Source organism: Mesorhizobium sp. M7A.F.Ca.US.011.01.1.1 (assembly GCF_003998295.1).
Taxonomy (GTDB): domain Bacteria; phylum Pseudomonadota; class Alphaproteobacteria; order Rhizobiales; family Rhizobiaceae; genus Mesorhizobium.
The window spans coordinates 1-13,231 of the sequence record NZ_RZRT01000021.1; the positions used below are offsets into that span (position 1 = coordinate 1).

12 protein-coding genes and 1 pseudogene are annotated in these 13,231 nt (G+C 63.4%); 5 read left to right on the top strand and 8 right to left on the bottom strand.

What is annotated here, in order from left to right:
• Positions 1-338: 338 nt before the first annotated feature.
• A pseudogene (locus EOA13_RS19570) lies at positions 339-533 on the top strand (MFS transporter); the annotation flags it as partial.
• Positions 534-629: 96 nt separating this feature from the next.
• Here the strand turns inward: EOA13_RS19570 and EOA13_RS19575 are convergent.
• Positions 630-977 carry a GFA family protein gene (locus tag EOA13_RS19575; RefSeq protein ID WP_127295110.1) on the bottom strand — a complete coding sequence of 116 codons (348 nt, stop codon included), beginning with the start codon at positions 975-977 and terminating at the stop codon, positions 630-632.
• Positions 978-1,082: 105 nt separating this feature from the next.
• Here EOA13_RS19575 and EOA13_RS19580 point away from each other — a divergent pair, with 105 nt between their 5' ends.
• Entirely contained in the window at positions 1,083-2,378 is a 1,296-nt protein-coding gene (locus EOA13_RS19580; RefSeq protein ID WP_127295112.1) for an amidase, read from the top strand.
• 18 nt (positions 2,379-2,396) lie between these two features.
• Here EOA13_RS19580 and EOA13_RS19585 read toward each other — a convergent pair whose 3' ends face one another.
• From EOA13_RS19585 to EOA13_RS19605, 5 genes are read right to left on the bottom strand one after another with little or no spacing between them, the layout of a single operon-like run.
• Positions 2,397-2,783 carry a hypothetical protein gene (locus tag EOA13_RS19585; RefSeq protein ID WP_127295114.1) on the bottom strand — a complete coding sequence of 129 codons (387 nt, stop codon included), beginning with the start codon at positions 2,781-2,783 and terminating at the stop codon, positions 2,397-2,399.
• Between the two features lie 42 nt (positions 2,784-2,825).
• Positions 2,826-3,806 (bottom strand): hydroxyacid dehydrogenase, encoded by a 981-nt coding sequence (locus EOA13_RS19590; protein WP_127295116.1) that lies wholly within the window; start codon positions 3,804-3,806, stop codon positions 2,826-2,828.
• Between the two features lie 5 nt (positions 3,807-3,811).
• Positions 3,812-4,528 carry a FadR/GntR family transcriptional regulator gene (locus tag EOA13_RS19595; RefSeq protein ID WP_127295118.1) on the bottom strand — a complete coding sequence of 239 codons (717 nt, stop codon included), beginning with the start codon at positions 4,526-4,528 and terminating at the stop codon, positions 3,812-3,814.
• A 2-nt stretch (positions 4,529-4,530) separates the two neighbouring features.
• Positions 4,531-5,700, bottom strand: coding sequence for a mandelate racemase/muconate lactonizing enzyme family protein (locus tag EOA13_RS19600; protein WP_127295120.1), 1,170 nt, complete (start codon positions 5,698-5,700; stop codon positions 4,531-4,533).
• A gap of 60 nt (positions 5,701-5,760) precedes the next feature.
• The gene (locus EOA13_RS19605; protein WP_023812461.1) at positions 5,761-6,648 is read right to left on the bottom strand and encodes a sugar phosphate isomerase/epimerase; all 888 of its coding nucleotides are present in this window, start codon (positions 6,646-6,648) and stop codon (positions 5,761-5,763) included.
• Between the two features lie 400 nt (positions 6,649-7,048).
• Here EOA13_RS19605 and EOA13_RS19610 point away from each other — a divergent pair, with 400 nt between their 5' ends.
• From EOA13_RS19610 to EOA13_RS19620, 3 genes are all read left to right on the top strand, one after another.
• A complete protein-coding gene (locus tag EOA13_RS19610; protein ID WP_127295122.1) occupies positions 7,049-8,104 on the top strand; it encodes a sugar phosphate isomerase/epimerase in 1,056 nt (351 codons plus the stop codon).
• A gap of 149 nt (positions 8,105-8,253) precedes the next feature.
• Positions 8,254-9,441: a Gfo/Idh/MocA family oxidoreductase gene (locus tag EOA13_RS19615; protein ID WP_127295124.1), complete on the top strand. Its 1,188-nt coding sequence runs from the start codon at positions 8,254-8,256 to the stop codon at positions 9,439-9,441.
• 41 nt (positions 9,442-9,482) lie between these two features.
• A complete protein-coding gene (locus EOA13_RS19620) occupies positions 9,483-10,334 on the top strand; it encodes a sugar phosphate isomerase/epimerase (protein WP_127295126.1) in 852 nt (283 codons plus the stop codon).
• 112 nt (positions 10,335-10,446) lie between these two features.
• Here the strand turns inward: EOA13_RS19620 and EOA13_RS19625 are convergent, their stop codons facing one another.
• The gene (locus tag EOA13_RS19625) at positions 10,447-11,736 is read right to left on the bottom strand and encodes an IS4 family transposase (protein ID WP_245490429.1); all 1,290 of its coding nucleotides are present in this window, start codon (positions 11,734-11,736) and stop codon (positions 10,447-10,449) included.
• A 460-nt stretch (positions 11,737-12,196) separates the two neighbouring features.
• The gene (gene rpoH, locus EOA13_RS19630; protein WP_013529255.1) at positions 12,197-13,108 is read right to left on the bottom strand and encodes an RNA polymerase sigma factor RpoH; all 912 of its coding nucleotides are present in this window, start codon (positions 13,106-13,108) and stop codon (positions 12,197-12,199) included.
• Between the last annotated feature and the right edge of the window lie 123 nt (positions 13,109-13,231).

Here is a 13,231-nt window from a genome sequence, read left to right on the forward strand (position 1 = left end):
GCATCTACGCCGTCGGCTGCACCGGCGCTCGCATAGCTCTCTTCACCACTCAAATAACGATCAACAACAGTGCGCTTCAAACTCTCGCTGTGTTTGGACATGAAAACCCCCGAAGGTTGATGTCCAACTTTCGGGGGTCAGTTCAGTGCGGCGGGTCACTGGCGCAAATCAGCACTATAGGCAAATATATTTAGCCGAGGTCACCGAGTCAAGAAAAAATTCCTATCGAGAAAAGCTGCCGGGACCGCCGAACTGGCTGCTGCCTTTGTCAAGCTGAGTTCGGAACCCCGAGCGCCAGCTGGCCTGGCGGATATCGGCCTGTTCCTCGGCCCGGAGGTGCAGCACCCGACCAGGCGGAAAGCGCCGGCGGACTGATGGTCGCGACGTTCCGGGTGGCGATCGCGCTCGGCGCCGTCTTTGGTGGCCTGCTGGTCGACCACACCGGCGTCGCCAGTGCCTTCGCCTATTGCGGCGCGGCGACATTGCTGGCGGCCATCGTGGTGTTCCTGCGCGGCCCGAAGCAGGCCGAGTAGCCTGGACGCAATCAGGCTTCCCTGATACTGCGCGTCGGCCCAAGAACCATCACGGTTTTCGGGCCGCTGCCGTTGTGATGGCAGGGGCGAACAAACTCAGGCCGACCGCCCGTCGAAATCGAAAACCGACAGGGTCGAGGGGTCGAGATCGGCCACGCAGTTGATGTTGATGTAGGCGCTGCGTTCACGGCCCTCGCGGACATCCTCCGCAAAGGGATGGATGCCGCAGGCCCGGCAGAACCGGTGCGCGATGGCATGATTGCCGAATGTGTAGGTGCCCAAATCATCGCCCCAGGCCAGGATCTGCAAGGTCCCGTGCGGGATGGCACACAACAGGGTGCCCTTGCGCGAGCAGATCGAGCAATTGCACCTGATGGCGCCGGTGAGTTCGGCCTTGAATACGAAGGCGACCTTGCCACAGTGGCAGCTGCCTTTGTAGAGCATCGGATTTTCCTCGCATTAGACAGGGTGCAAAACCGCCTGCGCCGGGTTAAGTCTCGGCAATCCATGCCCCAAGGACGTTCAAGGCGTCCGGAGTCCGACATCGAAATGCAATCCGTTCGTGATCATCTGGAAACCATTCTCGCGCGCCTCGCTGCCCGTGCCGGCGAAGAGCGCGTGTTCACGAAGCTCTATGCCGAAGCCGCACGGGCCGCGGCTGATGCCAGCGATGCGCGCAGCCAAGCCGGGGTGACGCTTGGGCCGCTCGATGGCACCATCGTCTCGGTCAAGGATCTGTTCGATGTGCCCGGCGAACCAACCACGGCTGGCTCGCTGATGCTTAGGACCGCAGCACCTCCGCTGCGCGATGCCGTGATCGTCAGCCGGCTGCGGCAAGCCGGCGCGGTCATTATCGGCAAGACCAACATGACCGAATTCGCCTTCACCGCGATCGGCGACAACCAGCACTATGACACGCCCGGCAATGCCGTGGACGCCAGCCGCATTCCGGGCGGTTCTTCCTCAGGCGCCGGCGTCTCGGTCGGTGAGGCGACGAGCGAAATATCGATCGGTTCCGACACCGGCGGTTCGATACGCATTCCGGCTTCACTCAACGGTGTCGTCGGCTTCAAGCCGACAGCGCGGCGCGTGCCTCTTGCCGGCGCGTTCCCGCTGTCCGCCACGCTGGACTCGATCGGTCCGCTTGCCCGAACCGTCGCCCAATGTGCCGCCGCCGACGCCGTGATGGCCGGTGAAGTGCCGACCGCGCTGACGCCGATTGCTCTTGCAGGGCTTCGCGTCGGCATTCCACGCGGCATTCTTTTCGAAGAGACGGAAGACGAGGTGGCGACCGCGTTCGACCGCTGCCTTGGCAAGATCGAACAGACGGGCGCGCGGATCGCGGGCTTATCGATCGATGATCTGCTTGCCGATTTGCGGGCCGCCACCAAGCGGGGCTCGATCGCTGCCATGGAAGGGGCCGAAGTGCATGCCGACTGGCTGGCCGCTGGGGCTTCGGTGCCGGTCGACCCGCATGTCAGCGGACCTTTGTCGCGGGCGGCAATGCTGCCGACGCCTGTCTACATCAGGGCAATGCGCCGCCGCACAGCGCTCGTTGCCGCCATGGACGAGCGGCTGGCATCGGTCGATGTGCTGGCTCTGCCGACCACGCCGGTGACGGCGCCGACCATCGTTTCAATGACCGAAGATGCCGAGCTGCGCGACCACGTCGAAGGCCTGCTGTTGCGCAACACGCAGGTTGCCAACCAGTTCGACCTCTGTGCGATCTCGGTGCCGATGCCGGGCACGGCGCTGCCCGCCGGATTGATGCTGGTGGCGCGCAACGGGCATGACCGGCGCCTGCTGCGGATTGCTGCTGAAATTGAGTCGCTGCTTGGCTCGTGACCGGGGTTGGACCGACGATCAGTGCGACGAACAGTGCCTGCGTTCGCTATCCTTGGCTGTCCGTACGATGCGGGTCGCGACCAGCCAGGGCAGATTGTACTCCTTGCCGGTGATCGACTGGGTACGTTGCTCGATCGAGCCCCTGACGACGATCTTGCCAGCATAAAGCGCGTCGGAAAGATCGGTTATCGCCTTGTCGGCCCGAGGCAATCCGCTGGGGTCGATCGACACGCCCTTGATGATCGCCCCGGTGGCAAGGTCGAGTGCGCTGTTGGATGGGCAGGGCGCCTTGAAGCAGCGCAGCCCGTTGTCACAATAGACATAACTGCTTTCGGCCGCGAATGACGGCATGGCGCAGAGCGAACACACGACGGCTACCAGGGATGCGAGGCGTGGATCGGACATGGCTCTCAACGTCGCGGAGAATTGGGGCGAAACCGCGATGTGTTACAGGCTCGCCGCAAACCGCCGCCGGTAGTGATCGACCACTTCCGGATTGCGCAGATTGACCGGCAGCTTGCCCGCCAGCACCAGCAAGGCTTCACCCGCCGCGCCGACGCCCATGCGCATCATCGATTCCTCGGTGATGCCGGCCATGTGCGGAGTTATGATGACATTGTCGAAGCCGAAATAGGGATGGTTCGACGGCAGCGGCTGCGTCGCAAAAACGTCGAGCGCGGCACCGCCGATACGGCGTTTCTGCAACGCCTCGATCAGCGCGTCGTCATCGATGACCGGTCCGCGCGACACGTTGATGAGCAGCGCCTGCGGCTTCATGCGGGCGATCCGCTCACGGTTGATCAGGCCGCGCGTTTCCGGCGTCAGCGGGCAGCACAGAACGATGATGTCGCTTTGTTCGACCAGGGCGTCGATCGACAGGAAGCCGACCTTGTCCGGCGCCGGCTGCATGCTGCGCGTCGTCGCCACCACCTTCAGGTCGAAGCCGTGCGCGGCGATATGGCCGACCGCCTGGCCGACGGCGCCGAGGCCGACGATGCCGATGGTCTTGCCGGCAAGTTCGCTGTTGGCATTGGCATGCTCGCGGCCGGCGAGCCAGCCTTTGGCGCGCAGGTCGCGGTCGACGACGCGGAAGTTGCGAAGCAAGGCAAGGGCCACGAACATGACGTGCTCGGCAACCGAGCGGGCATTGACCGCCGGCACATTCGCCACCAGCACGCCGGCGGCGGTCGCTGCTTCCATGGGGATCATGTCGAGCCCGGCGCCATGACGGATTGCCGCCCGCAGCAGCTTTGCGCCGTCGAAAAGCTGTGGTGGCAGCGGCGCGCGCACGATGACGATGTCGGCATCTCTCGCCTCGGCGGCCAGCGTGGCCGGATCGATGGCGGAGGCGACGACGAGTTCGCCGGCGCCGGCCAGCATGGCCGAGGCGCGCGGGTGCAGGGCGTGGGTCGTGAGGATACGGGCCATCTCGTTCAGGCTTTTTCGAGCGCCGGGCTTTGCGGCTCCTCGCCATGGCCCTCGATCAGGCCTTTCCAGTAGCTCTCAGCCCCTTGAAGATGGGCGCTCATCAGCGCCTGGGCGAGATTGCCGTCGCGGCGCAGCAGCGCCTCATAAATCTGGATATGCTCGGCATGCGAGCGCAGGTTGCGCTCGGGATCGTTGAAATAGATCGGCAGGCGCTGCTCGCCCATCATGTAGTAGACGCTGCAGACATTGTGGAAGACGCTGTTCTTGGTGGCGCGCACGATTTCGAGGTGGAATTCGCGGTCTTCCCTGGCAAGCCCTTCACCGGCGGCGATGCGCTCTTCCGAAGCCTTCAGGATTTCGCGCAGCCGCTCGAAATTCTCCTCCGTGGCACGCGAACAGGCAAGTTCGGCCGCCTTGATCTCGTGGATCTTGCGCAGTTCGACCGTTTCGTAGATCTGGATCGGGTCGAGCGGCAGGCCCGCGCGGGCAAAAAGCGCCATGGCCTCCACACTGGCCTGCTTGGTGTCGATGTAGATACCGGACTTGGCTCGACGCTCGACGATGCGCATGGCCTCCAGGATAGCCAGCGCCTCGCGGATCTGACCGCGGCTGACGGCGAAATGCTCCGCCAGTTCGCGTTCCGAAGGCGTTCGGCCGCTCTCCTTGTCCGAATGGGAGAACAGGTAGGCAGCGAGTTCCGCGAGGAGGTTCTTTTCTTTCATCGTCAACCGCGTTGCGCGTGCGCCTCCAGGAACCGCTCCGAAATGGTGAATCCCAGACCCGGTTTTTCCGGGATCGCTATCATACCGTCCCTGGCTTCGACAGTCTCTTCGACCAGATCATGGATCATCGGGTTGGCGCCGAGCGAATATTCGACGGTAAAACTCGACGGCGAGGCGGCGCAGACATGCAAGCCCGCGAAAAAACAGGGCGCGCCGGCCCACAAATGGGGTGCAAAGCGCAAATTGAAGGCGCTGGCGATGGTGCCGATCTTCATCGCCTCGCTGATGCCGCCGCAGAAAGCCGGATCGGGCTGGAAGATGTCGGCGGCTTTGAGCACGGCGAGGTCGCGGAAGGCGTAGCGGGTCGCCTCGCTTTCGCCGGTGGCGATCGGAACGGCGCCACTTGCCCGCACTTCGGCCATGCCCGGCTTATCGTCGGCGATGATGGGTTCCTCGAACCACGCCAGATCAAGGTCGTTGACGAGATGGATGAAGCGTTTTGCTTCGGCCACCGTATAGGTGCCGTGCGCGTCGACCATCAGTTCGACATCGGGGCCGAGCGCCTGCCGTGCGGCCCGCACGCGGGTGGCGGAAATGTGCGCTGCGCCGTCCATGGCGCCGACCCGCATCTTCAGTGCCTTGAAACCGCCCTTGGCGATATAGGATTTCAACTGTTCGCCGATGGCGTCGGCGGCCGCCCAGCCGCCGGACGCGTAAGCCGGCATGCGATCGAGCTTGCGGCCGCCGAGCAGCCGCCAGACCGGAACGCCAAGCGATTTGCCAAGAATGTCCCACAGCGCGATGTCGACGGCGCTGATGGCGGCGATGCTCATGCCGCGCCGCGCCAGTTGCGGCATGGCGTGGCCGCTGCGCGCTGCGCTGTCGTGGCGCACGCCATTGTAGAGCATCTCCCATATGACGCCGATGTCGGCCGGATCGCGGCCGACCAGCTGTGGCCCGACCTCATGGTTCAGCATGTGGACGAGTGCACCGTAGCTGCCGGCACTGCCGGCGGCGTTCTTGCCTTCGCCCCAGCCGACCAGCCCGTCATCGGTTTCGATGCGCAGAATGGCGGCGTCGAAGGTCGTCACCTGACCGAAGTCGCTGCGGTGCTGCCGAGCGGCTTCGATCGGAACGCGGATCCACCAGGCTTGGACGGACTTGATGCGCATGTTCTTCCCCAGCCCTGCCGCCGGTCAGGGCGGAAGGGCGAATTTCCCTGAGGCAGTCGACTACTTGATCAGCGGCAGCAACGTCTCGGCGTTGATGCGCATCTGGTCGGTGTAGAATTTCTCGGTGAGCACGCTGGAGCCGTGGTCCTGGATGAACTTCAGCTGCTCGGGTGAGATGTCGACCGGATTGCGCTCGACCATGTCGGGATAGGGGGCCGCCGGCGTCCGGTCGACGGGCGCGACGAACTCATTGGTCAGCGCGCCATCGTAGCCGATCTCGCGCAAGGTGGCGACGATCTTCGGCCAGTCGATCTGGCCGAGGCCGGCGGCAAACCGGTTGTTGTCGGCGACATGGAAGTCGAACAGGCGCTTTCCGGCCTGTCGGATCGCGTCGTAGACGTTAAATTCTTCCATGTGGATGTGGTAAGCGTCGAGGCAGACGCCGCATTCGGGGCTGACCGCGTCGGCCAGAGCCAGCGCCTGGGCACCGCGATTGAACAGATAGGTCTCGAACCGGTTGAGCGGCTCTACCGCGATCTTGACGCCGACCTTTTTGGCGTGGGTGAAGCATTCACGGGTGGCGTCGACGACCCACTTCCATTCCTCTTCTTCGGTCCCGTCAGGCACGACCTTGCCCACGGTTGCCGGAACCAGCGTGATGATCTCGCCATCGAGTTCGCTGACCATGGTCAGCACGTCCTTGACATACTGCACGGAGCGCTCGCGCTGGCCCTGGTTCCTGGCGGCAAGGTTACGCTCGCCCAGCATCAGGGTCACCGCGCCCCAGCAGCGAATACCATGCTCCTTCAGCAGCGCCCGGGTCTCCTTGGTCTTGTACTGCTCGGGCTCGCCGGAAATCTCGATCGACTCATAGCCGAATTTCTTGATGCGCTTGAGCGTCGTTTCCAAGGGTTCCGCGCGCATCCAGTTGTGCGTCGAAAGATGCATGGTCTGTCCTTCCCAACTCGTCTCTATGGTTCGCCTGCGACATGCATCGCCAAAAGGCGACACAAAGGTTCCTCCCCAAGGCGTTCCCAGCCTTTTCTCGCAAACTGGTTCGACCAATTGGGCCTGAAGCGAGGTCTACAGCAAATTCTCCAGATCGGCAAGAAGCGCTGGGACGCGACTCTCGCTGTGGATTATTCGCTTGATTATATTGAGATATACAGGCCCGCACCGGGTGATTTTGGGGTCTTGGTGGCGCATTGCATGGCTTGACCAAATTTCCACATTTGGTAATACCAGAATGGCGGTGCGTGCAAGCACCCGTTGAGAAAAGACCAAAGTGGCTGGCCCTGCTTCCAATCGGCGCTATGCTCGGTCGCGAGAGAAATGAGGGAGGATGCCGATGCCGACGACAATGAAGGGCCCCGGGCTGTTTCTGGCGCAGTTCGCGGGCGACGCCGCGCCGTTCAACTCACTGGCGTCGATCACCAAATGGGCGGCCGGTCTCGGCTACAAGGGCGTGCAGATCCCGACCTGGGACGCGCGGCTGTTCGACCTCAAGAAGGCGGCCTCTTCCAAGGCCTATTGCGACGAGGTGAAGGGCATCTGCGCGGATGCCGGCGTTGAGATCACCGAGCTGTCGACGCATCTGCAGGGGCAACTGGTGGCGGTGCATCCGGCCTATGACGCGCAGTTCGACGGCTTTGCGCCGGCGTCTGTGCACAACAATCCGAAGGCACGGCAAAAATGGGCGGTCGAACAGATGGAGTTCGGGGCCAAGGCCTCGAAGAACCTTGGCCTCAAGGCCTCGGTCAGCTTCTCGGGAGCGCTGGCCTTTCCCTACCTCTACCCCTGGCCGCAGCGGCCGGCAGGGCTGATCGAGGAAGCGTTCGCTGAGCTCGGCAAGCGCTGGAAGCCGATCCTAGATGTCTATGAGGATAATGGTGTCGATTTAGGCTACGAGATCCATCCCGGCGAGGATGTGTTCGACGGCGCGACCTTCGAGATGTTCCTCGATGCGGTCGGCGGCCACAAGCGCTGCAACATCAATTACGATCCGTCGCATTTCCTGCTGCAGCAGCTCGACTATCTCGAATTCATCGACATCTATCACGAGCGCATCAAGGCGTTTCACGTCAAGGACGCAGAGTTCAACCCGACCGGCCGGCAAGGCGTCTATTCCGGCTATCAGAGCTGGACCAACCGCGCCGGGCGCTTCCGTTCGCTGGGCGATGGACAGGTGGATTTCGGCGGCATCTTCTCCAAGCTGACACAGTACAATTATGATTCCTGGGCGGTGCTGGAGTGGGAGTGCTGCCTGAAGCATCCGGAGGATGGTGCGGCCGAAGGCGCGCCTTTCATCGAGCACCACATCATCCGCGTGACCGAAAAGGCATTCGACGATTTCGCCGGTGGCACCACCGACAAGAAGTTGCTGCGCGCCATGATGGGAATCTAGCTCGACTTTCCCTCCCCCCTCGCGGGGAGGGTGGCCTGAAGGGCCGGGAGGGGTCGGTTCATGCCGAGCTCTACGTCCGGCAACCCCACCCGATCCGCTGCACGGATCGACCTCCCCTCAAGGGAGGTGAGACAACGAGGGAGAAAGACATGGTCGGCGCATCAAAGTCGGAAACGGGAGGCGGCCCGATCCGCTACGGCATGGTCGGCGGCGGGCAAGGTGCCTTCATCGGCGCGGTGCATCGGATCGCGGCGCGGCTGGACAATGATTTCGTGCTGGTTGCCGGCGCTTTGTCAGCCGACCCGGCCCGTGCCAAGGCATCAGCGGCCGAACTGGGGCTTGATCCCGCACGCAGCTATGCATCCTATGCCGAGATGGCCAAGGCGGAGGCGAAGCGCCCCGACGGCATCGAGGCAGTGGCCATCGTCACGCCCAACAATGTCCATGTGCCGGCGGCAAAAGCCTTCCTCGAGGCCGGCATCCACGTCATCTGCGACAAGCCGCTGGCGACGACGCTCGCCGAAGCAAAAAAGCTTGCGGCGATAGTCGAGAAGACCGGCAAGGTGTTCGTGCTGACGCACAACTACACCGCCTATCCGATGATCCGGCAAGCACGCGAAATGGTCGCCAAGGGTGTGCTCGGCGACATACGCATCGTGCAGTCCGAATATCCGCAGGACTGGCTGACCGAGGATTTGGCCGCGACAGGCCAGAAGCAGGCGGCGTGGCGCTCCGACCCCAAGCAGGCAGGCGCCGGCGGTGCGCTGGGCGATATCGGCACGCATGCCTACAACCTCGCCCGCTTCGTCTCGGGGCTGGAACTGGACTCCCTGTCGGCCGATCTCGACGCCTTCGTGCCGGGTCGGCTTCTCGATGACAACGTCAACGTCATGCTGCGCTTCAAGCCGGTCGGCAAGACGCACCCGGCCAAGGGCATGATCTGGGCAAGTCAGGTGGCGCCCGGCCATGAGAACGGGCTGAAGCTGCGCATCTATGGCTCGAAGGGTGGGCTGGAATGGGTGCAGGCCGACCCGAACTATCTCTGGTACACGCCGTTCGGCCAGCCGAAACAACTGATCACCCGCAATGGCGCCGGCGCGCTGCCGGTGGCGGGCCGTGTCAGCCGCGTGCCGTCAGGCCATCCCGAGGGCTATCTCGAAGGTTTCGCCAACATCTACCAGGAGGCCGCGCGCGCTATCCGCGCGGCACGCCGCAAGGGCGGCAAGCCGGCCAAGGACGTCGTCTTCCCGACCATCCAGGACGGCGTCGAGGGCATGGCCTTCATCGAGGCCTGCGTGAAGTCGTCGAAGAAGAATGGGGCGTGGACGAAGCTCTGAAATAGAGGCGGTCCGGGGGATCCAAGGGGAGGGGGGCGTCGATGAAAATCGGCATGTGCATGTTCTTATGGACGACGGCCGTGTCGAAGACACACGAGCCACTGCTGCGCGACATCAAGGCAACCGGTTTCGATGGCGTTGAGATACCGATCTTCGCCGGCGCGCCGGACGACTATAGAAAACTCGGCGAACTGCTCGATCGGATCGGGCTGGAGCGGACCGCGGTTTCGGCCATGGGCGATCCGGCGATGAATTTGATCGCGGCCGATGCGGCAACGCGCAAGGCCGGCGTCGACTATATGAAATGGGCGATCGACTGCGCCGATGCGCTTGGCGCCAGCACGCTGAGCGGCCCGCTGCATTCGACGCTCGGCGCCTTTTCCGGCTCCGGACCGACCGCTGCCGAGAAAAAGCGCTCCGTCGCCTCGCAGCGGGCGATCGGCGACCATGCCGGCAACAAGGGCGTCACCATCGGGCTCGAGGCGCTGAACCGCTTCGAATGCTATCTCCTCAACACGATGGCGGATTTGTCGGAGCATATCGACGCCATCGACCGGCCGCACATCAAGGCGATGTACGATACTTTCCATGCCAATATCGAGGAGGCCGATCCGATCGGCGCCTACACGAAACACCGCCGGAATGTCGTGCATATCCATATTTCGGAGAATGATCGCGGCGTGCCGGGGCGCGGTAACATTCCGTGGAAGGAAACATTCTCGGCCATCCGCAAGAGCGGCTATGACGACTGGCTGACGATCGAAGCGTTCGGCCGTTCGCTGAAGGATTTGGCGGCGGCGACCAAGGTGTGGCGCGATTTTTCCGAGAGCCCGGAAGCGGTTTATCGCGATGGGTATAGGCATATCAAGAACGGGTGGAAGAGGGCGGTTTAGGCGCCTGCGCCTGGCCCACTTTCTATTTGGGTTCGCGGTGGTTGCCAGGTGGTTCCCCCACTCCGTCTCGACTTCGCCGAGCCACCTCTCCCCCCTCCGGAGGCTAGGCGATTCACACATCTCGCAGGCTCCAGCCGTGTGCTATGGATTGGAAGTACTGAAGGCCGTGGCGGAAGGTGATTGGGCCTGGTGGCTTGGACTTGGGATAGCCATCCCAGCCTCCGAGTTTGGCGATGATCCAGGCGGCCCAGGCCAGAGACTTGGGCGGGTGAGGATTTTTCTGGAGAGCGGTCTTGCCTTCCAACTCGGGCACCAGAGCCTGCAAGGTGTCGATCTCGGCGGGCGTAAAGGCGATCTCGGCGGATTGTGCGGATGCTCCGTCGCGGGCCTGGACAAGCTGCATGATGATGCAGGCGGCGCGTGCGGCGATGGCAGTCAGCTTCATCAGCCGCTCGGCGGTTTCCAACTGACTGTCCTCCAGTTGCAGGCCCTGCTGCTTCAAGGTGCGAAAGAACTGCTCGATGGTCCAGCGCATCCGGTACCAGGCAACCACCTGCCAAGCCATGGCCGAATCTTGAACCGTATGGGTGGTCAGCAGGCGCCAGACGATTGGCTCGGCGTCCGCAGGCGCACCCACCTCAAGCACCTCCACCAGGCTCACCGTCACTGTCTTGGCCAGCCCCTTCTCGATGCAGTTTTGTGGGCGCTTGAGGGCGACTTGGCCGAAGCGGGCCGCCAGATGGGCCGTACGCGCCGGCCGGCCAGGACGAGCGCGCAGCTCCACATCGGCTTCACCGGCCGGCTGCAGCTTTGCCGTCGAGAGCTTGCCGCCCTCGATCAAGCGGTCGCTCATGGCGCGGGTCAGGATATGGAAGTTCGGACCCGGCACGCGGTCCCACTTGGCGTAGATGTCGCTCTCGCGATCGCTCACCTCCGTCACCATCGCAGCCCGCACCAGCACGCCCTTGGCCGCTTCGGCCGTGGCCAGCCAGCGCTGCGATTCCTTGTCGGTCAACAACCGTTGGCCATGTGGCGTTTCCACCCGGCCATCGCGCGTCCAGATCTGGCCCGATACCAACCCGAGTACCTCGCCCGTTCCCGCATCCAGCGCCAGCATTGCATGCAGCAGCGCGCCTCGGACGTTGCCGCCCTTGCCGGTCTCTCCCAGACCCCTGCGATGCTCTGCCGTGGTCGTAAAGTGGATCTCGCTGGTGTCCTGGATCGCCAGCACGTGATGGCCCGCACAAGCCTGCGAACTCGTCGACCCCCAGCCTTCGATCAGACCCTGCGTCGTCACCCGCCCGTTCGCCAGGAACCGGCCAAAGCCAACGATCCGGCCGCGAGAACCTCCCGCCAGCCGCCGAACGCAAACGCTCTGCCGATCCACCATGAGCCCCAGCAACTGGGCCCCCTTTTTTGCAGGCGCTCGTCGCCGAACGCTCCCAACTCGATCTCATTGGCTGACATCGCGACACCTCCTCAATCCCAGCATCGCCAACAGAATCACATCCCAACGCCAGACAACCAATCAAAAGAGAGTCATTCACCTCAAAAGATGTGTGCATCCCCTAGACGTAGTGGGGAGAGGTGGCTCGGGCGTAGCCGAGACGGAGAGGGGAGCGACGTCCCCGAAGCCAAAGCCGGCTCGAGACAAGGCACATGGCGAGAAGCAGGCTTGGGAACCAATGAACGAGCGAACCCCAACCGCTGCGCTGCCCCCTCTCCGTCTCGGGCTTCGCCCGAGCCACCTCTCCCCCGCTTTGCGGGGGAGAGGAAGCGCCAATCGCGAAGGCAGAACCCCCAAAGAAAAAGGCGGCGCCAGTTTCCTGGCGCCGCCTTGATTTTTGTTGCCTTAGCCGGCTTTAAGCCGCGGGCTGCGCCTCAATCGTGCGCAGCGCCTGGGTCTGGCGCTTGGCGGCGGCCTTGACCGCATCCTGCACCTTCTCGAAGGCGCGCACCTCGATCTGGCGCACGCGCTCGCGGCTGATGTCGAACTCGGACGAAAGCTCTTCCAGCGTCAACGGCTCCTCGGCGAGGCGGCGGGCCTCGAAGATGCGCCGCTCGCGCTCGTTGAGCACGGCAAGAGCGCCCGACAGCATGCCGCGCCGGTTTTCTAGCTCGTCCTGCTCGATCAGCATCTCCTCCTGGCTTTCGTGGTCGTCGACCAGCCAGTCCTGCCACTCGCCGGACTCACCTTCGCTCGCCCGGATCGGGGCATTGAGCGAGGCATCGCCCGACAGGCGGCGGTTCATCGACACCACTTCGGCTTCGGAAACGTTCAGCCTGGTGGCGATCTCGGCGATCTGGTCGGGCTTCAAGTCGCCGTCGTCGAGCGCCTGGATCTTGCCCTTCACCTTGCGCAGGTTGAAGAACAGGCGCTTCTGATTGGCGGTCGTGCCCATCTTGACCAGGCTCCACGAGCGCAGGATGTACTCCTGGATCGAGGCCTTGATCCACCACATGGCATAGGTCGCGAGGCGGAAGCCACGCTCGGGTTCGAATTTCTTGACGGCCTGCATCAGGCCGACATTGCCTTCCGAGATCACTTCACCGATCGGCAGGCCATAGCCGCGATAGCCCATGGCGATCTTGGCGACGAGCCTGAGGTGGCTGGTGACGAGCTTGTGCGCAGCAGAGGTGTCTTCATGCTCGGCATAACGCTTGGCGAGCATGTACTCTTCCTGCGGCTGCAGCATGGGAAAGCGGCGAATTTCTTCCAGGTAGCGGCTGAGGCCGCCTTCGCCGGAAACGATACTGGGTAGTGACTGGGCCATGATAGCGCCCCCTCTCTATTGGAGTGATGCCCCCGAAACGCGGCGGGCATGTGACGCGAGCACCAAAAGGCTCGCCCGCGACATCAGATCTTATACAGGAACAAAACCAGAAAAGACAGGCAT

Excerpts from the sequence above, each read along its gene's own strand:
- EOA13_RS19575 (WP_127295110.1), bottom strand. The coding sequence starts at position 977 with ATGCTCTACAAAGGCAGCTGCCACTGTGGCAAGGTCGCCTTCGTATTC.
- rpoH (WP_013529255.1), bottom strand. The coding sequence starts at position 13,108 with ATGGCCCAGTCACTACCCAGTATCGTTTCCGGCGAAGGCGGCCTCAGC.
- EOA13_RS19585 (WP_127295114.1), bottom strand. The coding sequence starts at position 2,783 with ATGTCCGATCCACGCCTCGCATCCCTGGTAGCCGTCGTGTGTTCGCTC.
- EOA13_RS19605 (WP_023812461.1), bottom strand. The coding sequence starts at position 6,648 with ATGCATCTTTCGACGCACAACTGGATGCGCGCGGAACCCTTGGAAACG.
- EOA13_RS19595 (WP_127295118.1), bottom strand. The coding sequence starts at position 4,528 with ATGAAAGAAAAGAACCTCCTCGCGGAACTCGCTGCCTACCTGTTCTCC.
- EOA13_RS19610 (WP_127295122.1), top strand. The coding sequence starts at position 7,049 with ATGCCGACGACAATGAAGGGCCCCGGGCTGTTTCTGGCGCAGTTCGCG.
- EOA13_RS19600 (WP_127295120.1), bottom strand. The coding sequence starts at position 5,700 with ATGCGCATCAAGTCCGTCCAAGCCTGGTGGATCCGCGTTCCGATCGAA.
- EOA13_RS19590 (WP_127295116.1), bottom strand. The coding sequence starts at position 3,806 with ATGGCCCGTATCCTCACGACCCACGCCCTGCACCCGCGCGCCTCGGCC.
- EOA13_RS19580 (WP_127295112.1), top strand. The coding sequence starts at position 1,083 with ATGCAATCCGTTCGTGATCATCTGGAAACCATTCTCGCGCGCCTCGCT.
- EOA13_RS19620 (WP_127295126.1), top strand. The coding sequence starts at position 9,483 with ATGAAAATCGGCATGTGCATGTTCTTATGGACGACGGCCGTGTCGAAG.
- EOA13_RS19615 (WP_127295124.1), top strand. The coding sequence starts at position 8,254 with ATGGTCGGCGCATCAAAGTCGGAAACGGGAGGCGGCCCGATCCGCTAC.